The organism is Streptomyces viridifaciens, from assembly GCF_001888885.2.
In the GTDB taxonomy this organism is placed as follows: Bacteria; Actinomycetota; Actinomycetes; order Streptomycetales; family Streptomycetaceae; genus Kitasatospora; species Kitasatospora aureofaciens.
The window spans coordinates 6,039,137-6,058,358 of the sequence record NZ_CP090841.1 but is presented as its reverse complement, the minus strand read 5'-3'; the positions used below and the strand labels follow the sequence as shown (position 1 = coordinate 6,058,358).

The following is a 19,222-nucleotide window of genomic DNA, read 5'->3' as shown; positions in this document are numbered from 1 at the left end:
TCTACCGACTGAACAGCCAGCAGGAAGAAACGTGCCCTGGGAGGTTCACACGCTCCTCCGGCTGCCGGTCGGTAACCGGCAGCCGGAGGAGGCGGTCAGGTGACCAGAGGCTCGGCTCGCAGCCGATCGCCTTATCGGGGAACAGGGCGGGACGTTCGTAGCCGCCGCTGGGAGTGAAGAAGATGTCCTTGCCCTGGCAGGGGACGATGAGCGTTCCGCTGGCGACACCGGGCCCGCCCGGGCCCCGGCCGCATCCTTGCCGTCCTTCAGGGTCAGGGGCGGCGTACTCGAACTCGGGGTCGAGGTTGCTCATCGCGGGACCGGAGGACGTCGGCACCGATCATCCGCCACGGTGCGGCGTTCCTCCACCCGTACCCGGCCACCCGAACGGACCGCGGGAGCGGGCGCCTCAGTGCTCGCAGGTCCACCAGGCTTCCGCCGACGCCTTGTCGGCGAGCTCGCGCAGGTTGCGGACGGCCTGGGCCGGGTCCTCGGCGCCGTACACGGCCGAACCGGCCACGAACACGTCCGCGCCGGCCTCGGCGCAGCGCTCGATGGTGGCCGCGGAGACGCCGCCGTCGACCTGCAGCCAGAGCTCCAGGTCGTGCTTGGCGATCAGCTCCCGGGTGCGGCGGATCTTCGGCAGCATGATGTCCAGGAAGGCCTGGCCGCCGAAGCCGGGCTCGACCGTCATGATCAGCAGCATGTCGAGCTCGGGCAGCAGGTCCTCGTACGGCTCGATCGGGGTGCCCGGCTTGAGCGCCATCGAGGCGCGGGCGCCCTTGGCGCGGATCTCGCGGGCCAGTCGGACGGGCGCGGCGGCGGCCTCGACGTGGAAGGTGATCGAGCCGGCCCCGGCCTCGACGTACTGCGGGGCCCAGCGGTCCGGGTCCTCGATCATCAAGTGGCAGTCGAGCGGGATGTCGGTGGCGCGGGCGAGCGACTCGACCACCGGGATGCCCAGGGTCAGGTTCGGCACGAAGTGGTTGTCCATGACGTCCACGTGCAGCCAGTCGGAACCCCGGACGGCCTCGGCCTCGTCGGCGAGCCGGGCGAAGTCCGCGGACAGGATGCTGGGGTTGATCTGGGCCATGACCGACTACCTTCGTACGAGGGCTTGCGAGGGCTGGGCACCCAGGGGCGGGCACCTCGTCCCATCATCTCGCGCCGGACGACTGCCGGTCGCACCGCGTATGCCCCTCGTGACCGTGATCACACCTCGGCCGGGGCTGGCGGGGCCGCCGCCGTGACCATCAGGTGGTGAGCGGCCCGCACTGCCCGTCGGGCCGCCCCCGTCCAGCCGGGCGGCTGCTCCGAGGAGGTCTCCCCGTGTCCCCTGCCGATGCCGATCCTGGTCCCCAGTCCGTTCCCGACCCCGGCCCCGGTCCCGCTCACCCCGCCCGGGCGCTGTGGCGGCTCTTCGAGCCACCCCCGCGGCTCTGGCGGGCCGCTCGGGAGGCCCCCGGTGGGCCACTGAAACTCACACGATGTGACCTCTGTCACAGGCCGGCGGGGATTACCGGAGCCGCCCCCGTGGTCATCAGCACTTGAACGGCCCGCGCGCCCGCCCGGGCGGCCCCGGTACCCCGCCGCCCCCGCGACCGTCGTGAGCCGTGCCGACCAGTCGAGCTCCCCGCGCCCGCCCGGAGCCCCGTCCGAGGAAGGTCTCCCGATGGCCGATCTCGTCCATCCCGCCCGCGCGCTCTGGTGGCTCTTCGAGCCCGTGCACGCGGTCACCTACTTCCAGCCCGAGTGTCGCGACGCCTTCGAGGAGGCCGGGCTGCGCGGTTTCTGGCGCGGTTACTTCGGTGGCCGCTCCGCCCCGCTGGGCGCGGTGGACGCCCCGCCGGTGATCGCCGCGTTCTTCAACTTCGCCCCGGCGATGGTCGAACGAGCCCTGCCCGCACTGTGGTCGCTGGCCAGTCCGGAGGAGGCACTGGCCGCCCGCGGCAAGGGGGCGGGCGCGGCGCTGGCCCGGCTGCTGGAGCACGTGGACCGGGAGCAGGTCGAGCAGGCCGTCGAGACGCTGGAGCAGGCCGCCGCCCGGCTGGACTGCGCCGGCCGGGTGCTGGCCGCCGCCAACGCCGCGCTCCCGACGCCGACCGGACTGTACGAGCGGCTCTGGCGGGCCGCCACCGTGATGCGCGAGCACCGCGGGGACGGGCATGTGGCCGCGCTGGTGGCCTCCGGGCTGGACGGCTGCGAGGCCCTGGTGATCCGCTGCGCGATGGACATGCGGCGCGAGCAGCTCCAGCCGGTGCGCGGCTGGACGGACGAGCAGTGGGACGCGGCCGCGGAGCGGCTGGTCGAGCGCGGCTGGCTGACCGCGGCCGGCACGGTGACCGAACTCGGCCGGATCCGCCACCAGGGCCTGGAGGCGGCCACCGACCTGGCGGCCGCCCGGGTCTGGGAGGACTACCCGCGGGCCGAACTCGACCGGCTGGCCGCAGCGTTGAAGCCGATCTCGGCGCTCTGCCGCAGCAGTCTGCCGTTCTACCCGGTGGGGCTGCCGGACAACTCCTGAGTGTCGTTCCGGGCGGGGCAGCCGTGCGGGCCGGTCCGGCCGGGCAGCCGGGCCACCGTTCGGGGCCGTTCCAGGCGGGCGGGCGGCCAGGCGGGCGGGCGGCCAGGCGGGCCGGCCCCGCTACTGCTCGCCGCCGGGCGGGCCGAGTACGATCCCCCGCCCGGCGTAGAACGGCCCGAACGAACGCCGCGGGACGCGCGCGAAGGCCTGTGACTCCCCCGGGAAGCCGGAGGGGTTGTGGATCAGCAGCGCCGTCTCCGTGGCGCCCACCGCCAGCACCAGGTGCCCCCCGCGCCGGACCGGCTCCGGCCCGTTCGGCTCCCGGATCGACGGGTGCACCGACACCATCACCAGCCGCCCGTCCGCCACCTCGGCCGCCACCTCTGCGGGCGTCAGCTCCGCGGCGCGGGCGGTCAGTCCCCAGCGCCGCCGGACGTACTCCGCGAACGGCGTGTGGACCAGCCCGCGCAGGCTCTCGCCGTCCCGGACGTACGCGCCGGCCGCCACGCACTCGCCCGCCAGCGCCATCGCCGTCGGGGTCACGCCCCACCAGTGCTCCAGCGCCATCCGCAGGCAGGCCACCCCGCACAGCCGCCAGGACCACCAGGAGTACTCCTCCGGGGTGGCCGCCCCGGACTGGCCCCAGCGCGGGTCCCGCGCCGCGTCCAGTCGCCCGTCCACGATGTCCCGCACCAGCTCCGGGGACTCCCACTGCGCCCGGTACGGCACCTCGTGCACCACCCGCGCCGGCCGCGCGGCGCCGCCCTGATCGACCATCCCCCGACGCTCCCACACCCGGGCGGTCCGACGACTCACGACACTCCTGGAGTGTCCGCCCGGGCGTCGACGCCGTCCGCCGTGCCCTCCGTCGTGCCCGCGCTCTCCCCCGCGCTCTCCCCCGCGCTCTCCCCCGTGCTCGCCCCCACGGATTCCCCCACGCTCTCCCTCGCGCTCTCCCCCGACCCCGCCCCCGAGCGGAAGGCCAGCCGCTGGGCGGCGTGCCGGCCGCGCTCCTCCACCGGCACCTGACCGGTGGCGCCGGCCAGGCCGAAGGCCGGCATGTCGAAGTAGATCGACTCGTAGCCGCCCTCGGGGACGACGTACGTCTCGTGCCAGAGTCCGACGTGCCCCCGGGTCCGGCCCGCCCGCACCATCCGGTTGGCGATGCCCCACACGGTGTGGTGGAAGCCGTCCGGTGCGGTGGAGTAGCGGTACAGCGCCTCCTTCGACTCCCAGTACTGGACGACGTAGTAGGTGCGCGGCGAGGCGGTGAGCAGGATGCGCCCGCGCAGGCCGCGTTCGGGGCCGCGGCGCAGCTCGTACAGCATCCGGAACATCGCGTACATCACCGGGCCCCAGTGGTGGACGGCCCAGAAGCGGTTCACCCGCATGCCGATCAGCAGCACCACGGTGTCGCCGGTGGCGGCGGCGGTGGTGTAGCCGGGCCTCGGCTTGGCGAACATCGAGCGGATGAACGTGTTCCCGTTGGACATTCCCGGCCTCCCGAAACCGACCCGCACCCCATGTAATCGGTGATTACATCAAGGCCCGGCAGGGCGGTCAAGGCTCCCGGCAACCACAATTCGGGCACTCAATTCGCCTGCCGCTCGGGCAGGTTGGCTATCCCGCGGCGGAAGGTGTCCAGTACCTGGACGGCCAGCTCCTCCGCCCGGTCCTCGGGCAGGAAGCCGTCCACGATCATCTGCGCCAGCCCGTAGACCAGCGCCTGCCCGGCCAGCAGCACCTGCCCCGGATCGCCGGGTCCCAGGCGCCCGGCCCGCTGGTCCGCCAGGATCAGTTCGGTGAACGCCCGGTCGATGTGGTCCAGTTGCTCCCGCAGCTCCGGATCCCGGGCGGCCGTGAACACCCGCGAGCGCACCAGCTCGAACCGCCGCGGATGGCGCAGCGCGTACCGGACGAACCCCAGCCCCAGCGCCCGCATCGCCGACCCGCCGACCGCCTCGGCGGCAGCCACCTCCGCCTCCTGCCAGTGGTAGAAGTCCGTCAGCACCCGGTCCGCCACCGCCGTCAACAGCGCCCGCCGGTCGGCGAAGTGGCGGAACGGCGCCCCCGCCGACACCCCCGCCCGGCGCGCCACCTCCCGCACGCTCACCTTCTCCTGGCCCTGCTCGTCCAGCACCTCGAACGCCGCCGCCACCAGCGCCTCCGGCAGCGCCCCGTGGTGGTAGGCCCCGCGCTCTCCGATCCGCTCCGTCATGCCTGCCTTGCTACCACAGCGGCCCGGGCCGCCGGGGAAGGCTCCTCGCCTCGGCCGGGTGGCCGGGGCGAGGAGTGGGCGGGCCGGTCCTACCAGGCGTAGTCCTCCGGGGCGGGCCGGTGGCCGGGGAAGAGCTCGTCGAGGCGGTCCAGCGCCTTCTGGTCGAGCGTGACGTCGAGCGCCGCGAGGGCGCCGTCGAGGTGGGCGGGGGTGCGGGGGCCGATGATCGGGGCGGTGACGGCCGGGCGGGAGAGCAGCCAGGCGAGGGCAAGGTCGGCCGGGTCGGTGCCGAGTTCGGCGGCGAAGTCCTCGTAGGCCTGGAGTCGCTCGCGGTGCTTCTCCAGCACCGCGTCCGCGTAGCCCAGGGCGCCGCGCACCCGGGTGCCCTCCCGCTCCTTGCGCAGGACGCCGCCGAGCAGGCCGCTGCGCAGCGGGGACCACGGCAGCAGGCCGAGGCCGTAGTGCTGGAGGGCGGGAACGACCTCCAGTTCGACGGTGCGGTCGAGCAGGTTGTAGAGCGACTGCTCGCTGACCAGGCCGAGGAAGTGCCGGGAGCGGGCGGACTCCTGGGCCTGGGCGATGTGCCACCCCGCGAAGTTGCTGGAGCCGACGTAGATGATCTTGCCCTGGGCGACCAGGACCTCCATCGCCTGCCAGATCTCCTCCCAGGGCGTGTCCCGGTCGATGTGGTGCATCTGGTAGAGGTCGATGTGGTCGGTCTGCAGCCGCCGCAGGCTGGCCTCGACGGCCTTGCGGATGGCCAGCGCGGACAGCCGGCCCTCGTTGGGCCAGTCGCCCATGGGGGCGTAGGCCTTGGTGGCGAGCACGGTGCGCTCGCGGCGGCCGCCGCCCCGGGCGAACCAGCGGCCGATGATCTCCTCGGTGCGGCCCTTGAGGTTGCCCTCCGGGTCGCGGCCGTAGGAGTTGGCGGTGTCGAAGAAGTTGATGCCGCGCTCGTGGGCGGTGTCCATGAGGCGGTGGGCCTCGGCCTCCTCGGTGTGGGGGCCGAAGTTCATGGTGCCGAGGCAGAGTCGGGAGACGGTCAGGCCGGTGCGGCCGAGGTGGGTGTACTCCATGGCGCCCCACCTAAAGCCACACCGGCCACGGTGTCCAGCACATTCACCGGACCAGGCGGTTCACCGCCCGTGGGTGGCGAACTTCCGCACGGCCAGCGGCCCGCAGAACAGGAGCAGTACGGCGCTCCAGAGCAGCGTGGCCGTGACGGCGTGCTGCATCGGCCAGGCGGTGCCGGGCGCCGCCGGGTTGCCGAAGAGCTCACGGGCGGCCTCGACCACGGAGCTGATCGGGTTCCAGTCGGCGACCACCCGCAGCCAGCCGGGCATCCCGCCGGTGGGCACGTACGCGTTGGTCACCATCGCCAACGGGAAGACCACGACGGAGAGTTGGCCGGCGGCCTCCTCCTTGCCGACGAGCAGGCCGAGCAGGGTGCCGACCCAGGTCATCACGAACCGGAAGAGCAGCAGCAGCGCGAACGCCTCCAGCGCGCCGGCCGCGCCGTGCCGGGCGCGCCAGCCGGCGGCCAGCCCGACCAGTGCCAGCAGCGCCAGCACGACGAGGCTGACCAGCAGGTCGGCGAGGGTCTGTCCGAGCAGCAGTCCGGTGCGGGAGACGGGCATCGAGCGCAGCCGGTCGGTGACACCGCGGCCGATGTCGCGGGCGGCGCCGACCATGGTGGGCATGATGCCGTTGGTGGCGACCATGGCGAACAGCCCCGGCATCAGGAACTCCCGGTAGTCCCCGCCGCCGGGCACCTGGATGGCGCTGCCGAAGACGTACCCGAAGACCACCACCATGACCACCGGCACGCCCAGCGAGGCGGCCAACAGCCCCGGTGAGTGACGGTAGTTGAGCAGGATGCGGAGCATCGAGGTCCCGGTGTCGGAGACCAGCCGGGCCCCGGCGGACGGACGCGGAGCGGTGTGGGCGACGGCGGACATCAGGCGGCCCTCCCCAGGGTGGCGGCGGCCTCGCCGGTGAGCGTGAGGAACACGTCGTCGAGCGAGGGCGTGCGGACCGCGACGTCCTCGGCGACGACGCCGACCGCGTCCAACTCCCTTAGCAGCGAGGGCAACAGGACGTCGCGTCCGGGCCGGGTCAGCACCGTGACCACCCGCTCGGCCACGTCCACCTGGGCGTCGCCCCCGGACAGGCTCGACAACACCACTGCCGCGGAGCCGAGTTGCCCCGGGTCGGCCAGGGTGACGGAGACCTGGCTGCCGATCGCGGCCTTGAGCCGGGAGGGCGGTCCGGTGGCGATCGCGGCGCCGTGGTCGACCACCACGATGTCGTCGGCGAGGCGGTCGGCCTCCTCCAGGTACTGGGTGGTGAGCAGCACGGTGGTACCGCCGTCGGCCAGCTCCTTGACGGTGGCCCAGATCTCCTGGCGGCTGCGCGGGTCGAGCCCGGTGGTGGGCTCGTCCAGGAAGAGCACCGGTGGGCTGGTGACCAGGCTGGCGATCAGGTCGAGACGCCGGCGCATGCCGCCGGAGTAGGTGCGGACCAGCCGGTCGCCGGCCTCGGCGAGGTCGAAGCGGGTCAGCAGTTCGTCGGCGCGCGCCCGGGCCCGGCGGGCACCGAGGCGGTGCAGCCGGCCGAACAGGTGGAGGTTGTCGCGGCCGGTGATGCCCTCGTCCAGCGCGGCGTGCTGTCCGGCGAGTCCGATCGCCCGCCGGACCTCCTCGGCGTTGCGGACGGCGTCGTGCCCGGCGACCCGGACGGTGCCCCGGTCGGGGGCGACCAGGGTGGCGAGAACACGTACGGCGGTGGTCTTGCCGGCGCCGTTGGGGCCGAGGAGGCCGCAGACGGTGCCGACCGGGACGGTCAGGTCGAGGCCGCGCAGGGCCTCGGTGGCCCCGAATCGTTTCTCCACGCCCGCCATCTCGATGGCGGGCCGGGTGGCGTCGGACATGGCTCTGCCTTTCTCTAGGTACAGCGTACGTAGAAGTGCGCGCGGCCGCAATCGTACTACGTACGCCGTACGTATCTAAGATGGGTGAGCGAGGTGATCTTCCAGTGCCGTCCAGCAACACCCCCAGCAGTCCAGCGGGCCCCACCGGCCCCCGGAGCACGGAGCAGCCCGGCAGGCCGATGCCCCCCGAGGCCCCCGAACTGATCTGGCTGCGACCCGAACGCACCGGGCGCGGCCCCCGGCCGGCCCACAGCCGCGACTCGATCGCTGCGGCCGCCATCGTCATCGCCGACGCCGAGGGCCTGGAAGCCGTCTCGATGCGGCGGGTCGCGGCCGCGCTCGGCGCGGGCACCATGTCGCTCTACAACTACGTGCCGAAGAAGGAGCACCTGCTCGACCTGATGCTCGACGCGGCCTGCGCCGAGTACCGGCTGGCGCCCGGGCCGAGCGGCGACGTCCGGGCCGACCTGACCCGGCTCGGGCACGAGCAGCTCACCATCTTCCGCCGCCACCCCTGGCTGCCCGCCCTGGTCGTCGCCCGCCCGGGCATCGGCCCGAACGCGCTGCGCTACACCGACCACTTCCTCGCCGTCACCGCCCCCACCGGCCTGCCGGGCGGCGCGCGGATGGAGGCGATGGCGATGTTCAACGGCTTCATCTGCCAGTTCGCCCAGTACGAGCAGACGGCGGCCGCAGGCGCCAAGTGGCAGGCGGAGATGGTCGGTTACCTCACCCAGGCGGCGATGAGCGGCGACTATCCCCACCTGGCCCAGGCCTTCGCCACCTCGGGGCCCCCGGCCGACCCGGACCAGGCCTTCGACCGCGCCCTGGACCGGGTCATCCTCGCCGTCCTGGCGTCCGTGGCGGGATAGGGCTCGTCCGGCGGATCTCTGCCGGCAGGCCCCATCGGCTACCGGAGGAGCGCGGCCCGGGTCAGCACCCCGGCCGCCCTCCCGTCCACCAGCACCACCACCCCCGCCTGCCCGCCCGCCATCAGCGCCGCCCGCGCCTCGGCGGCCGGCTGCCCGACCCCGAACGTCGGCAGGGCCGGCCCGAGCAGCGGGCGCACCGGATCGTCGCGCTTGACGTCGCCGTTCGCGATCGCCACCTGCAGGACCTTCCGGGACACCGAGCCGAGCACCTCCGCGGCGGCCACCCCGTACGGCCGCGCCGCCCGCGGCAGTACGACCGGAGCGACCGCGCCGGGCGCGCCCCGCAGCGCCTCCAGTGCCTCGCCGACGGTCGCGTCCGCGTCGACCGTCACCAGCGGGCCGGCTGTCGCCAGTGCGGCGCGCAGTTCCGTCTCCCCCGGCTCCTCCAGGAAGCCCCACTCCCGCATCCACACGTCGCTGTGCACTTTGGACAGGTACGAGCGGCCGGAGTCCGGCAGCAGCACCACGACCAGGTCGCCCGGCCCCAGCCGGCGCGCCACCCGCAGCGCCGCCGCCACCGCCGTGCCGGAGGACGGGCCGGCCAGGATGCCCTCCTCGCGGGCGAGCCGGCGGGCCGTCAGCAGTGACTCGCGGTCCGGGATGCGTTCGAAGGAGTCGATCACCTCCGAGCGGTAGGCCTGGGGCCACCGGTCCTCGACGGTCTCCGGGTGGAGGAAGTGCCCGATGCTCTCGACGAACCACGGGCTGCCGTCCCCGCCGCCGTAGGAGGAGGACTCCGGGTCCGCGCCGACCACGGTCACCGCCCCGCCGGACACCTGCTTCAGGTATCCGCCGGTGCCGGTGACGGTGCCTCCGGTGCCGACGCCCGCGACGAAGTGGGTCACCCTGCCGCCGGTCTGCTCCCAGACCTCCGGGCCGGTGGTCCGGACATGGGCGTCGGGATTGGCCAGGTTGTCGTACTGGTTGGCGAGCCAGGCCCCGGGGATCTCCTCCGTCAGCCGCCGGACCACGTTGAACAGGTGCCGCGGGTCCTCCTGCGGGACCGAGGTCGTCGCGAGCACCACCTCGGCGCCGTACGCCCGCAGGATGTCCGCCTTCTCGGCCGAGGCCTTGTCCGACACCCCGGCGATCACCCGGTACCCACGCTGCCGCCCGACGATGGCCAGCCCGATCCCCGTGTTGCCCGAGGTCGCCTCGATGATCGTCCCGCCCGGCGCCAGCAGGCCCTCCCGCTCGGCGGCCAGCACCATGGACAGCGCGGCGCGGTCCTTGACGCTGCCGCCGATGTTGAGGAACTCGGCCTTGGCGTAGATCGGCGCGGCGATCCCGGCGCCCAGCCTGGCCAGGCGGAACAGCGGCGTCCCGCCGATCGCGTCGAGGACGGATTCGTGCACCGCGGTCATCAACAGCTCCTCACTGCCTGCGTTGCGTGTCCGACCGAGCCTGCCCAGACCGGCGGCCCGTCAGACCCCGGGCATTCGCCACCGGGTGCTCGACAACCGGAGCGGCGGCGCCGGGGCCGAGCCGTGCGACGGCTGCAACGGCACCGGCAACTGCCACGACCACATGCCGGCCCGGAACGGCGTGTACGCCAACCTGACGCCGGTCAACCCCATCGCGCTCCTCCGTCCGTGACATGACGGCGGCGGGCGCGGGCCGACGGGTCCGCACCCGCTTCAGCGCTACCGGGCCGGCAGGGGCGCGCAGCCATCTGCGTGCGCCCCGCAGCCCCCACCCCACCCCGCCTCCTCCTCCTCCCGATCCCCCGCCCGGGGGAGCCCACCCCTCCCCGCGCAGGACGCCCGCCGAGGCCCGCTCCCCGAGTCTGGGACCACCGACGAAGAGGAGTGCGCACCATGACCCGCCGCCACCGACACCTGGTCGCCCTGGCCTCCGGCCTCGCCCTGCCCTACATCGCGCTGAAGGCCTACTGGGCGGCGGGCGGCCGGGCCGGGATGGCCGACGGCTTCGACATGGCGGACGAGTTCCGGCGCAACGGCGCCCCCGCCGCCCTGGTCTGGCTGGAACGGCACGGCATCGACTTCACCTCCGTGCTGGCACTGACGGGCGTGGCCCTCGCCCTGGTGCTCACCCACCGCCCGCCGACCCGCCCGCCGGCCCGCCGCCTGCTGCTCGCCCCCGCCTGGGCGGGCACCCTGCTGATCCCGTACGGCCTGCTCACCGGCCTGGTCGGGGCGCTCGGAAGCGGCGCCGCCGACGCTCCGCTGACCGGCTGGGTGAGCCCGGCCGGCGCGGCGGCCTTCGTCGGCATCGGCACCGCGCTCGGTCTCAGCGCCTGGCCGCACCGGCGTCGGCACGGCGGGTGAGGTGCAGCGGGACGCCGCCGTACGAGCCGCCGCCCGGCCCCCGGGTCCGACCTCGTGTGCGACCCGGGGGCCGGCTGAACCCGGGGCCGGCTCCGTCACATCCGTCCCACCCGTCGCGGGCCGGCCAAAACCGCTCGTCACGGACTCCCGGGCCCCGTACCGTGGTCCGGTCGACGATCTTGGCGGACGCCGTGCGCGGACGCCGCGCGAACAGAACGGGGCACCACGCATGCAGCAGTACCAGGGCTGGGCCGACGAACACTACAACGCCGTCGCGGACGCCTTCGCCGCCAACTTCGCCGACTTCCCCGAACTCGGCGCCGCCGTTACCGTGTTCGTCGACGGCCGCAAGGTGGTCGAGCTCTGGGGCGGCACCGCCGACCAGAACACCGGCCGGGCCTGGACCGAGGACACCCTGGTCCCGGTGTTCTCCTGCGCCAAGGGCGCGGTCGGCATCAGCGCCCTGCTGCTCGCCCAGCGCGGCCTGCTCGACCTGGACGCCCCGATCGCCCGCTACTGGCCCGGGTTCGCCCGCCACGGCAAGCAGTCCGTCACCACCCGGATGATCCTCGGCCACCGGGCCGGCATCCCGGCCCTGGACGCGGCGCTCTCCTTCGAGCAGATCGCCGCCTGGCAGCCGGTGGTCCGCGCGATCGAGGAGCAGCAGCCGCTCTGGGAGCCCGGAACGACCTACGAGTACCACGGCCATGTGCTCGGCTTCGCGGTCGGCGAGGTGATCCGCCGGATCACCGGCCTGACCCCGGGTGCCTTCCTGCGCAAGGAGATCGCCGAGCCGCTCGGCCTGCCGCTGTGGATCGGCCTGCCGGAGAGCGAACTCCCGCACCTGGCCCGGCTGGTGGAGGCCGAGGGCCGTCGCCCGATGCCCGGCCCGGAGCACCTGCTCACCCGGATCGTCACCATGAACGGCGCCCTGGTCTTCCCCGGCCTGGACGTGCCGCACGGCTGGAACGACCCGGCCCTGCACGCGATCGAGCTGCCCGGCGCGGGCGCCGTCGCCTCCGCCACCGGACTGGCCGGCCTCTACGCGGCCGCGGCCACCGGCCTGGACGGCGCCCCCCGGCTGCTCTCGCACGACACCGTGACCGACGCGGTCCGCGAACTCTCCTCCGGCCAGGGCTTCCTGGGCTTCGACATGGGCGCCCGCTGGGGCTCCGGCCTGCTGCTGGACTCCCCCGCGTTCCGTCCGCTGCTCGGCGCGCGCAGCTTCGGCAACGACGGCGCGGGCGGCCAGTTCGCCTTCGGCGACGACGAGTTCGGCGTCGGCTTCGGGTACGTGGCGAACCGGATGATCGGCCACGGCGACGCCCGCGCCAACCGGCTGATCGAGGCGGTGCGCTCGTGCCTGGGGTGACCTCGCAGGCGCCCTCCGACGCGGCCGACTTCCTGGCCCTGCTGACCGGACTCGCCGCCACCGCCGACCTCGGCGGCCTGCGGTACGACGCGTCGCTTCCGCTGCTCGCCACCCGCTTCGGCGACCCGTACGACTCCGGCCGCGTCCACAGGCAGACCCGCTGGCCGCACGCCTTCGGCTGGGGCGACGCCTGGACGGTCTTCTGCCGCTGCCGGCGGTTGCGCTCCTTCTCCCTGCCGACCTGGCACGGCGAGCTGGAACTCCCGGTGGACGGCGGCGGGTTGCGGACGTACGGCACCCGCGTCACCGAGTCCGCGCTGACCGCCGCGCTGGCCGCCGCCGGGTGCTCCTGGGAGTCCGTGACCTACCAGAACATCCCCGACCAGCGGACCCTGGAGGTCGCACCGGCCGAGGAGGTCCGGGTCGGCTTCGTCCTGGTCGACCGGCTCGACCAGGACCAACCGCCCTTGGCGGACTGGCTGCTGCACAAGGTGAGCCTCTGGGGCTACGACCACCCCGACTGCCCCGAGCCGGACCGCACCCTGCCCGACGACGGCTGGGGCGCGGCCGAACTGTGATCCGGCGGCGGCCCGTTCCGACCCCTGTACGGAACGGACCACCGCCGAACGGCCGCCTGCGCGGCAACGGGCTGGTCGGATCCGCAGACCGGCTACTTGAGCAGGAAGTCGTAGACCGCCTGCCGCCCGGCCGGATCGGCGGCCCGGGTCTGCACCGAGTGCGCCGCCCCCGGGACGATCACGATCTGGGGGTCGTGGGTCAGCGCCGCCTGCTGGTACAGCCACTCGTACGGCGTGGAGAGGTCCCGGTCCCCGCCGAGCAGCAGCACCGGCACGTTGGGCAGCTTGCGGTGCGCAGGCGGCAGCGGCGGCACCTGCTCGCGCGGCCAGTCCTGGCAGACCAGCAGGCTGCCCAGCCCGGTCGCGGTCGCCGCGTCGTACGGCCAGGTCTGCTCGGCGGTCAGGTCCTGCCGGGTCCGCGCCAGTGCGTCCGCCCGGCCGTCGACCGGGGTGTCCGAGGAGCCCCACGGGTAGCGCCCGTCGGCGCACAGGGTGGCGGCGTGCAGGCCCTGGCTGAGCGCCTCGGCCGGCGCGGCATCGCCCTTGTGCACCTGGTCGATGAAGGCCTGGAGCTTCTCCGGGTGCCCGCCGGCGGCTTCGTGCAGGGCTTCCGGCACCCCGCCGTAGTTGGGGTCGGCGAACTCGTAGCTGGTGAGCGCGTCCAGGATCTGCGCCCCGTTGCCGTACGTGCGGACGGTGGCGGCCAGATCCTCGGCCGGGTCGGTGGTGCAGCCGGTGGCCCGGCAGGCGGTGCGCAGCACCCGGGCGGTGGCGGGCAGCGCGACCAGGTCCATCGGGTCGTAACCGCCCTGCGGCACCACGGAGTCGAGCACCAGCCGGGCCACGTGCGCGGGGTGGGCGAGGGCGTAGCGCTCGGCGACGAAGGTGCCGTACGAGACGCCGTCGAGGGTCAGCCGGTGATCGCCGAGGGCCTGGCGCAGCAGATCGATGTCGCCGACGGTGTCCGCGGTGCTGTAGAAGCGGGCGTTCGGGCCGAGGGCGGTGGCGCAGTCGGCGATGGACTGCTTGCGCGGCACGGCGAGGTCGGAGGAGCCCATGTCCTCCTGGAGGCCGGGGCACCGGAGTGCGCCCCGGCCGGTGCCGCGCTGGTCGTACATCACCAGTCGGTAGTCCTTCAGCACCGGCGCGATCTTGCTCGCGATCCGGCGCATCAGCGGCACGCCGGGCTGGCCGGGGCCGCCGGTGAGGAACAGCAGGTCGCCCTTGGGGGCGTCGGCGTTGCCGGTCACCGCCACGTCGAGCTGGAGGTTTCCCGGGGTCCGTCCGCTGTGGTCCAGCGGCACGGTGACGGTCCCGCAGGTGAATTCGGGCGCTCCCTGGCAGGGGGCCTGGCCGGTGATCCCGCCGCCCTGCCGGTGCGCGTCGACCGACCGGTCCGGCGCCGCGGCGGCGGGGGTGGCCAGCGTGGTGCCGGCGACCACCGCCACGGCGCCCAGCAGGGCGGCGATGCGGCCGCGCGTGCTCGTCATGTTCGTCCTTCCGCTCGCGCCGCGTCCGAACTGACGCGGTCACGGAAGTAGCTTGTGCCCGGTGCGACTTCGAACGCGAGCATTCGTGCCAGGATTCGACCAGGGTCGAAGAGTCGCGGTCCGAAAGGGTGACGAATCCGCCTGTTCCGGCACCTGGATCTGCAGCTTTCGAACAGTCCGACAGGGGGAGGACGGCATGATCCGGCTCACCATCGACTCGGCCGGGCTCGCCCGCACCCGTTTCGTGGTCTCACCGCTGCACGAGGCGGTCAACAAGCTGGGACACTACTGGGAGCTGGCCCTCGCGCCGTACTGGCCGGACGCCCGGGCGGTGCTGGACGCCGAGATCGACCCCGCGGCTTTCACGCCCCTCGGGTCCGTCTCACGCCAATGCGCGCGGGAGCACCACCCGCACCCACTCCTCCGGCTGCGACAGGTGCGGAGCGTGACCGGCACCGGCGTACAGGTGCCGCTCCGCCTTCGGCAGGGCGAGGTCGATCAGGTCCAGCACCTCGCCGAACATCGGCGCGCTGTCGTCGCTCTGGGTGAGCAGCGCGGGCTCGGTGAACCGGGCCAGCCCGGCGAGGTCGAGGTCCAGCGCGTCCGGGTCGCGCAGCTCGTCCAGGTAGGTCGGCGCATTGCGGATGTAGGTGTGCCGGACCGGCGCCGGCAGCTGCTCCCAGGCGCCCGGCCCGAAGGCCAGGCTGTCCACGTACAGCTCGGCGGCCGCGGCGGACTCGGCCTGGCTCAGCAGCTCCCGGACGGCGGCGATCCGGTCCGCGAAGGCGGTGCCGATCGGTCGCAGGTCCGGATCGGTGAGCAGGATGCCGCTGCCGGGCGGCTCGTGCACCGCGATGCCGCGCAACAGGTCGGGGCGGGCGGCGGCGAGCCGCAGGGTGATCAGGGCGCCGTACGAGTCCCCATAGACGAAGGCGGGCGCCAGGCCGAGCCCCTGGACCAGCCCGGCGAGGTCGGCCGCGTCCTCGTGCACCGAACCCTGGGTGAGCAGGTCCTCACTGCGGCTGTGGCCCCGGCGGTCGTACGCGACGGCGGTGGTGGACTCGGCCAGTCCCGGCAGCACCCGCTCCCAGGTGTCCGCGTCGCTCCACGAACCGTGCACCAGGACGACGCCGGGCCCCTCGCCACGGGCCTCGTAGTGCAGTGAGATCCCGTTCACCCTGATTTCGGCCATTACGAGCCTCCCGACGCTCGGCGGTGCTCCCCCACCAGCCTGACACACCCACCTGGAACGCTCAGCCCGCGCCGTGCGCCGCCCCCGAAGACCCGCTCAGCTCATCCCCCGGACCGGCGGCTCGTCCCCGGTCCCGTCCTCCGCGACGACCGTGAACCGCTCCCGGCCCGCCATCGTCAGGTCCACCGGGTACAGCGAGGCGGTGTCGTTGACGTCCAGCTCGCGGCTGCGGCGGCCGGTCGCCGCGTCGACCCGGGTCAGCTTGTCGCGGGTCATCGCCCAGACCGAGCCGCCGTCCACCAGCACGCCCGTCACCTGGTCGTCCAGCCCGGCCGTCCACCGCTTGCCGCCGTCCGCCAGCGAGTACGCGACCAGCCGTCCGGTGGCCGTGCGGCCCGGGTGGGTGCCACCGCTGATGCCGACGTCGCCGGGCTTCTCACCCGGGACGATGAACAGGTCGCCGACGACCACACCGCCGAACAGCGGCCGGGCGGTGAACTCGTCGAAGGCGTGCACCCCGCCGAGCATCACGTCCAGGTCGTACTCGTCGCCGGAGACCGGTATCGAGGCGCGCTGCTTCCCGGACCGGTCGTAGCTGAGCACCGCGTGGGTGCCGCGGTCGGCCTGGGCGTCGACCCAGACCGCGAGCGGCTCGACCGACACCACCATGAGGTTCTTGACCCCGCCGTCCACCGGCAGGTCCACCCGCGTCCGCCCCGTTCCGTCCCCGGGTGCCAGCGAGCGGAGGACCGCCGCGCCGTCGCCGCACTGTGCGGCCGTCACCACGTCCTGCTCCCCGCCCGCGACCTCCAGCGGCGTGCACCCGGCGTCGGGTGCGCTGCGCCACAGCTCCCGGCCGTCCGCCAGCCGTACCGCCCGCCAGCCGTCGGTGCCCTGCAGCACGGCCCGGGTGCCCACCACCGCGACGAGGTCCGAGTCCGCGCTGTCCCCGTCCCGGGCCGGCGCCTCCACGGTGTCGGTCCAACTCTCCTTGCCGTCCGCGAGGTTGAGCGCCGTCACGGCGGAACAGGGCTTGCCGTGCGGCGAGTGGCCGACCAGGCCGACGCCGCCCGCTCCGATCCCCCGGCTCATCGTGCACACGGAGTCCTCGCCGGGCGGCGTCCACCGCCAGGCCACCGACCCGCCGCCGCTGCGGTAGGCCACCACCTGGTCGGGGCGGACCCGCACCACCAGGTCTCCGCTGGTCCAGCTGCCGACCGCGCGGACGGTCGCCGGGTGGTCCGGCGGGGCCTTCCAGGAGTCGTTGAGACCGTCGCCCGCGAAGCAGAGGAAGATCGCCAGCCCCAGCACGGTGCCGACGGCCGCCGCGGGGAGCCCGCGCCGGGGGTGGATCAGCGCCCAGACGAAGCCCGCGCCGCAGGGCAGCAGCCCGAGGATGCTGATGGCGCCCATGTAGCCGAGGCTGTCGCCGCCGAAACCGTTCGCGGGGCCGAGGAGCACCGCCAGCCCCATGCTCGCGAACACGGCCCCCAGGACGCCGCCTGAGACGACCATCCAGGCCTCCCGGTGCATGACGAACCTGGCGCGCCACTCCATCCGTGCCCGGACGACACTGTCCTCGGGCCACTCGGCCATGCCGGTCTCTCCCCTGCGAAGCGCCGCCCCCGCAGTAGGGCGACGATCATCGGATCGTCGCAGAGCAGGGCAAGATCCTAAACAAAGAGCAGGGAAAACCCCGTCCTACCCTGGACATAGGAGGCCCTGACCGGCCGGAACGTTAGGAAACGCGGCCCTGCCCGTCCCTGGCGGCAGCCGCCGCCCACACCTGCCCGGCCAGCGCCTCCGGAGCCAGCGCGCCGTCGACCACCAGATCGCACCGCGCCCGCAGCGGCTCGACATGGCGCTCGTGAGCGGCCCGCCGGTGGCCGACGTAGTTCCGCAGCAGCACCGCCAGCGGGAAGCCGCCGGCGACGCACTTGCGCTCGATCTTGCGCGCCAGCCGAAGGTCGGCCGGCAGGTCGACGAAGACGTCGAGACGGGCGCAGGGGCGGCGCGGGGCGACGGTACGGGCGAACAGTCCGTCCACGACCACCACCCGGGCCTCCCCGAGCGCGGCGTCGATGTCGTCCGCGAGCCGCCCGGCGTCCACCGAGCGCGGATCCCCCACGTCAAGCCGCGGCACCCCGGCCTCGTCCGGCGCCCAGACGCCGCCACGCCCGGGCTCGGCGTAGTAGTAGTCGTCGCCGTGCAGCACCCGCACCCGGCCGCCCGGCCCGGCGGCTGCCGCCAGGGCGGCGGCCAGTGTCGTCTTGCCCGCGCCGGCGCCACCGGTCAGCGTCACCAGCACGTGCGCCCCCTCGCCCTGTCGGTCAGCCCGTCGTCGGGCGGCCCGTCGGGCTTCCGGCCGCCGGGCTTCCGGCCGTCGGACTTCCGGCCGTCGGACTTCCGCCCGTCGGAGTTCCGCCCGTCGGAGTTCCGCCCACCGTTTCGCCCGCCCAGCCCTGCAGACCCGGCAGCACCGCCTCGGCCACCCGGTAGAGGGTCGCGTCGTCGATCGGCCCGGAGTCCTTGCGCCAGATGCTGACCTCGAAGGTACCGCCGGTCCCGTCCTGGTTCTTCGCCACGGCCAGGGAGTGGGCCGCGGAGCCGGTGCCGGTGGTGGACTTCCCGCCGCCGAGCGGGATCGAGAACGAGATCGTGGGCGAGCGGTAGACCAGCGCCTGGTGCCCGAGCACCGGCGTGCGCGCGATCGTCGGGTCGCCGGGTGAAGGGAAGTCCGCCACGTCGACGTCCCCGTGGTCGGCGAGCTCGACGTACAGCTCCCTGAACTGCACCTCCGCCGAGCCGTAGTCCTCCTTGGTCAGACCCGGACCGAGGGCCGCCGACAGCCCGGGCTGGGCCACCAGCACCCGCTCCTCCGGCACCCCCACGAGCACCGGCTGGTCGGGCCGGTTGAGCGCGGCGCACAGCGCCGGGTACTTCGGCGAGTCCTTCTCCGTCGCCGCAGTGCACTTCGCCGGTGCGACGCCGTCGCGCTCCCTCCCGGCCAGGACCCAGAGCCCCGCGAACAGCACCCCCACCAGTACGACCGCCGCGCCCACCTGGAGCCCCACCCGCGGTGTGGCCCCGCCACCGTCGGGCTCGGCGGCCGTCTCCGTGCCCGCGGCGGTTCCGGCCCCCTCGGCGCCGGTCTCCACCGTTCCCCCACGATCATCAGTCACCGGCGGACCCTATCCCGGCTCACGCCCCACCCGCGTCCCAATTCCCCGGGCGCCCGAGGCCGGCTCCCGAGCCTCCTCCGGACATGGCTAACCGTCACTTCGCGAACGCAGGACGGTCCTTCGCGAACTCGACGTACTCGAACACCGCCCCGCCCAGATGGCGGGCGGTGGCATTGCGCCCGGTCGGCACCTGGTTGGGGCCGTCCAGCAGCTCCCCACCCTGAGCCCGCAACAGCTCCCCGAGGCCGTCCAGGTCGTCGACCAGCAGGGTGGCCTGCACCCTGCGGAAGGGCGCCACCGCCTTCTCCGTACCCGCGACGACCAGCAGGCCGCCGATCCGCGCGACCTCCACTCCGGCGTACGGGAAGCGCAACCCCGGCTCCTCACCGGTGAGTTCGCGCAGCGTGGGCAGGGCGGCGTCCAGATCGTCCACGTACACCCGGGCCAGCGCCGTCAGCACCTTCATCGTTCCCCTCGCCTCCATCGCACGGTCCGCGCTCCCGGAACGGCCCGGCGC

Annotated in this window: 20 protein-coding genes and 1 pseudogene; 6 read left to right on the top strand and 15 right to left on the bottom strand. The window is 74.1% G+C overall.

The features are described 5' to 3' along the window. Position 1: 1 nt before the first annotated feature. Both BOQ63_RS34535 and rpe read right to left on the bottom strand, forming a co-directional pair. Positions 2-313 (bottom strand): hypothetical protein, encoded by a 312-nt coding sequence (locus tag BOQ63_RS34535; protein WP_072655530.1) that lies wholly within the window; start codon positions 311-313, stop codon positions 2-4. A gap of 96 nt (positions 314-409) precedes the next feature. Next, positions 410-1,093, bottom strand: coding sequence for a ribulose-phosphate 3-epimerase (gene rpe / locus BOQ63_RS34530; protein ID WP_030287294.1), 684 nt, complete (start codon positions 1,091-1,093; stop codon positions 410-412). A gap of 579 nt (positions 1,094-1,672) precedes the next feature. On the opposite strand from rpe, the gene BOQ63_RS34525 reads away from it, so the two are divergent. After that, positions 1,673-2,524: an SCO6745 family protein gene (locus tag BOQ63_RS34525; RefSeq protein WP_030287295.1), complete on the top strand. Its 852-nt coding sequence runs from the start codon at positions 1,673-1,675 to the stop codon at positions 2,522-2,524. A gap of 120 nt (positions 2,525-2,644) precedes the next feature. Here the strand turns inward: BOQ63_RS34525 and BOQ63_RS34520 are convergent, their stop codons facing one another. From BOQ63_RS34520 to BOQ63_RS34495, 6 genes and pseudogenes are all read right to left on the bottom strand, one after another. Then, complete coding sequence (locus tag BOQ63_RS34520; protein WP_305953098.1) at positions 2,645-3,340, bottom strand: C39 family peptidase; 696 nt, start codon at positions 3,338-3,340, stop codon at positions 2,645-2,647. 152 nt (positions 3,341-3,492) lie between these two features. Further along, positions 3,493-3,987, bottom strand: a pseudogene (locus tag BOQ63_RS34515) (DUF4188 domain-containing protein); the annotation flags it as partial. A 128-nt stretch (positions 3,988-4,115) separates the two neighbouring features. Continuing rightward, positions 4,116-4,742, bottom strand: a complete 627-nt coding sequence (locus BOQ63_RS34510) for a TetR/AcrR family transcriptional regulator (RefSeq protein WP_037830482.1) — start codon at positions 4,740-4,742, stop codon at positions 4,116-4,118. Positions 4,743-4,831: 89 nt separating this feature from the next. Beyond that, positions 4,832-5,818 carry an aldo/keto reductase gene (locus tag BOQ63_RS34505; RefSeq protein ID WP_030287303.1) on the bottom strand — a complete coding sequence of 329 codons (987 nt, stop codon included), beginning with the start codon at positions 5,816-5,818 and terminating at the stop codon, positions 4,832-4,834. A 60-nt stretch (positions 5,819-5,878) separates the two neighbouring features. Next, positions 5,879-6,700 carry an ABC transporter permease gene (locus tag BOQ63_RS34500; protein WP_030557901.1) on the bottom strand — a complete coding sequence of 274 codons (822 nt, stop codon included), beginning with the start codon at positions 6,698-6,700 and terminating at the stop codon, positions 5,879-5,881. After that, the gene (locus BOQ63_RS34495; protein WP_030287307.1) at positions 6,700-7,671 is read right to left on the bottom strand and encodes a daunorubicin resistance protein DrrA family ABC transporter ATP-binding protein; all 972 of its coding nucleotides are present in this window, start codon (positions 7,669-7,671) and stop codon (positions 6,700-6,702) included. The genes BOQ63_RS34500 and BOQ63_RS34495 overlap by 1 nt, the downstream gene beginning before the upstream one ends. Positions 7,672-7,850: 179 nt before the next feature. On the opposite strand from BOQ63_RS34495, the gene BOQ63_RS34490 reads away from it, so the two are divergent. Further along, positions 7,851-8,543, top strand: coding sequence for a TetR/AcrR family transcriptional regulator (locus BOQ63_RS34490; RefSeq protein ID WP_030557898.1), 693 nt, complete (start codon positions 7,851-7,853; stop codon positions 8,541-8,543). A gap of 38 nt (positions 8,544-8,581) precedes the next feature. On the opposite strand, the gene BOQ63_RS34485 is transcribed toward BOQ63_RS34490, so the two are convergent. Then, a complete protein-coding gene (locus tag BOQ63_RS34485; protein WP_030557897.1) occupies positions 8,582-9,967 on the bottom strand; it encodes a pyridoxal-phosphate dependent enzyme in 1,386 nt (461 codons plus the stop codon). Between the two features lie 85 nt (positions 9,968-10,052). Here BOQ63_RS34485 and BOQ63_RS34480 point away from each other — a divergent pair, with 85 nt between their 5' ends. From BOQ63_RS34480 to BOQ63_RS34465, 4 genes are all read left to right on the top strand, one after another. Beyond that, positions 10,053-10,199, top strand: coding sequence for a hypothetical protein (locus BOQ63_RS34480; protein ID WP_167395815.1), 147 nt, complete (start codon positions 10,053-10,055; stop codon positions 10,197-10,199). A gap of 221 nt (positions 10,200-10,420) precedes the next feature. Next, positions 10,421-10,891 (top strand): hypothetical protein, encoded by a 471-nt coding sequence (locus BOQ63_RS34475; protein WP_072655529.1) that lies wholly within the window; start codon positions 10,421-10,423, stop codon positions 10,889-10,891. A gap of 229 nt (positions 10,892-11,120) precedes the next feature. Then, positions 11,121-12,263 carry a serine hydrolase domain-containing protein gene (locus BOQ63_RS34470; RefSeq protein WP_072655528.1) on the top strand — a complete coding sequence of 381 codons (1,143 nt, stop codon included), beginning with the start codon at positions 11,121-11,123 and terminating at the stop codon, positions 12,261-12,263. Then, on the top strand, positions 12,251-12,841 hold the full coding sequence (locus tag BOQ63_RS34465) for a hypothetical protein (RefSeq protein WP_150476219.1): 591 nt from the start codon (positions 12,251-12,253) through the stop codon (positions 12,839-12,841). The genes BOQ63_RS34470 and BOQ63_RS34465 overlap by 13 nt, the downstream gene beginning before the upstream one ends. A 92-nt stretch (positions 12,842-12,933) precedes the next feature. On the opposite strand, the gene BOQ63_RS34460 is transcribed toward BOQ63_RS34465, so the two are convergent. From BOQ63_RS34460 to BOQ63_RS34435, 6 genes are all read right to left on the bottom strand, one after another. After that, positions 12,934-14,331 (bottom strand): alpha/beta fold hydrolase, encoded by a 1,398-nt coding sequence (locus BOQ63_RS34460; protein WP_107488579.1) that lies wholly within the window; start codon positions 14,329-14,331, stop codon positions 12,934-12,936. Between the two features lie 382 nt (positions 14,332-14,713). Then, entirely contained in the window at positions 14,714-15,523 is an 810-nt protein-coding gene (locus BOQ63_RS34455; protein WP_030287327.1) for an alpha/beta fold hydrolase, read from the bottom strand. Between the two features lie 96 nt (positions 15,524-15,619). Next, positions 15,620-17,119: an outer membrane protein assembly factor BamB family protein gene (locus BOQ63_RS34450; RefSeq protein ID WP_030557891.1), complete on the bottom strand. Its 1,500-nt coding sequence runs from the start codon at positions 17,117-17,119 to the stop codon at positions 15,620-15,622. 142 nt (positions 17,120-17,261) lie between these two features. Then, positions 17,262-17,831 carry a uridine kinase family protein gene (locus BOQ63_RS34445; protein ID WP_030287331.1) on the bottom strand — a complete coding sequence of 190 codons (570 nt, stop codon included), beginning with the start codon at positions 17,829-17,831 and terminating at the stop codon, positions 17,262-17,264. Positions 17,832-17,853: 22 nt separating this feature from the next. After that, positions 17,854-18,705 (bottom strand): DUF6215 domain-containing protein, encoded by an 852-nt coding sequence (locus tag BOQ63_RS34440; RefSeq protein WP_143174821.1) that lies wholly within the window; start codon positions 18,703-18,705, stop codon positions 17,854-17,856. A 94-nt stretch (positions 18,706-18,799) separates the two neighbouring features. Next, a complete protein-coding gene (locus BOQ63_RS34435) occupies positions 18,800-19,171 on the bottom strand; it encodes a VOC family protein (protein ID WP_072655526.1) in 372 nt (123 codons plus the stop codon). Positions 19,172-19,222 lie beyond the last annotated feature (51 nt).

Bases quoted from the DNA above. Each gene is read 5' to 3' on its own strand.
- BOQ63_RS34535 (WP_072655530.1), bottom strand. From the start codon at position 313: ATGAGCAACCTCGACCCCGAGTTCGAGTACGCCGCCCCTGACCCTGAA.
- rpe (WP_030287294.1), bottom strand. From the start codon at position 1,093: ATGGCCCAGATCAACCCCAGCATCCTGTCCGCGGACTTCGCCCGGCTC.
- BOQ63_RS34525 (WP_030287295.1), top strand. From the start codon at position 1,673: ATGGCCGATCTCGTCCATCCCGCCCGCGCGCTCTGGTGGCTCTTCGAG.
- BOQ63_RS34510 (WP_037830482.1), bottom strand. From the start codon at position 4,742: ATGACGGAGCGGATCGGAGAGCGCGGGGCCTACCACCACGGGGCGCTG.
- BOQ63_RS34505 (WP_030287303.1), bottom strand. From the start codon at position 5,818: ATGGAGTACACCCACCTCGGCCGCACCGGCCTGACCGTCTCCCGACTC.
- BOQ63_RS34500 (WP_030557901.1), bottom strand. From the start codon at position 6,700: ATGTCCGCCGTCGCCCACACCGCTCCGCGTCCGTCCGCCGGGGCCCGG.
- BOQ63_RS34495 (WP_030287307.1), bottom strand. From the start codon at position 7,671: ATGTCCGACGCCACCCGGCCCGCCATCGAGATGGCGGGCGTGGAGAAA.
- BOQ63_RS34490 (WP_030557898.1), top strand. From the start codon at position 7,851: ATGCCCCCCGAGGCCCCCGAACTGATCTGGCTGCGACCCGAACGCACC.
- BOQ63_RS34485 (WP_030557897.1), bottom strand. From the start codon at position 9,967: ATGACCGCGGTGCACGAATCCGTCCTCGACGCGATCGGCGGGACGCCG.
- BOQ63_RS34475 (WP_072655529.1), top strand. From the start codon at position 10,421: ATGACCCGCCGCCACCGACACCTGGTCGCCCTGGCCTCCGGCCTCGCC.
- BOQ63_RS34470 (WP_072655528.1), top strand. From the start codon at position 11,121: ATGCAGCAGTACCAGGGCTGGGCCGACGAACACTACAACGCCGTCGCG.
- BOQ63_RS34460 (WP_107488579.1), bottom strand. From the start codon at position 14,331: ATGACGAGCACGCGCGGCCGCATCGCCGCCCTGCTGGGCGCCGTGGCG.
- BOQ63_RS34455 (WP_030287327.1), bottom strand. From the start codon at position 15,523: ATGGCCGAAATCAGGGTGAACGGGATCTCACTGCACTACGAGGCCCGT.
- BOQ63_RS34450 (WP_030557891.1), bottom strand. From the start codon at position 17,119: ATGGCCGAGTGGCCCGAGGACAGTGTCGTCCGGGCACGGATGGAGTGG.
- BOQ63_RS34435 (WP_072655526.1), bottom strand. From the start codon at position 19,171: ATGAAGGTGCTGACGGCGCTGGCCCGGGTGTACGTGGACGATCTGGAC.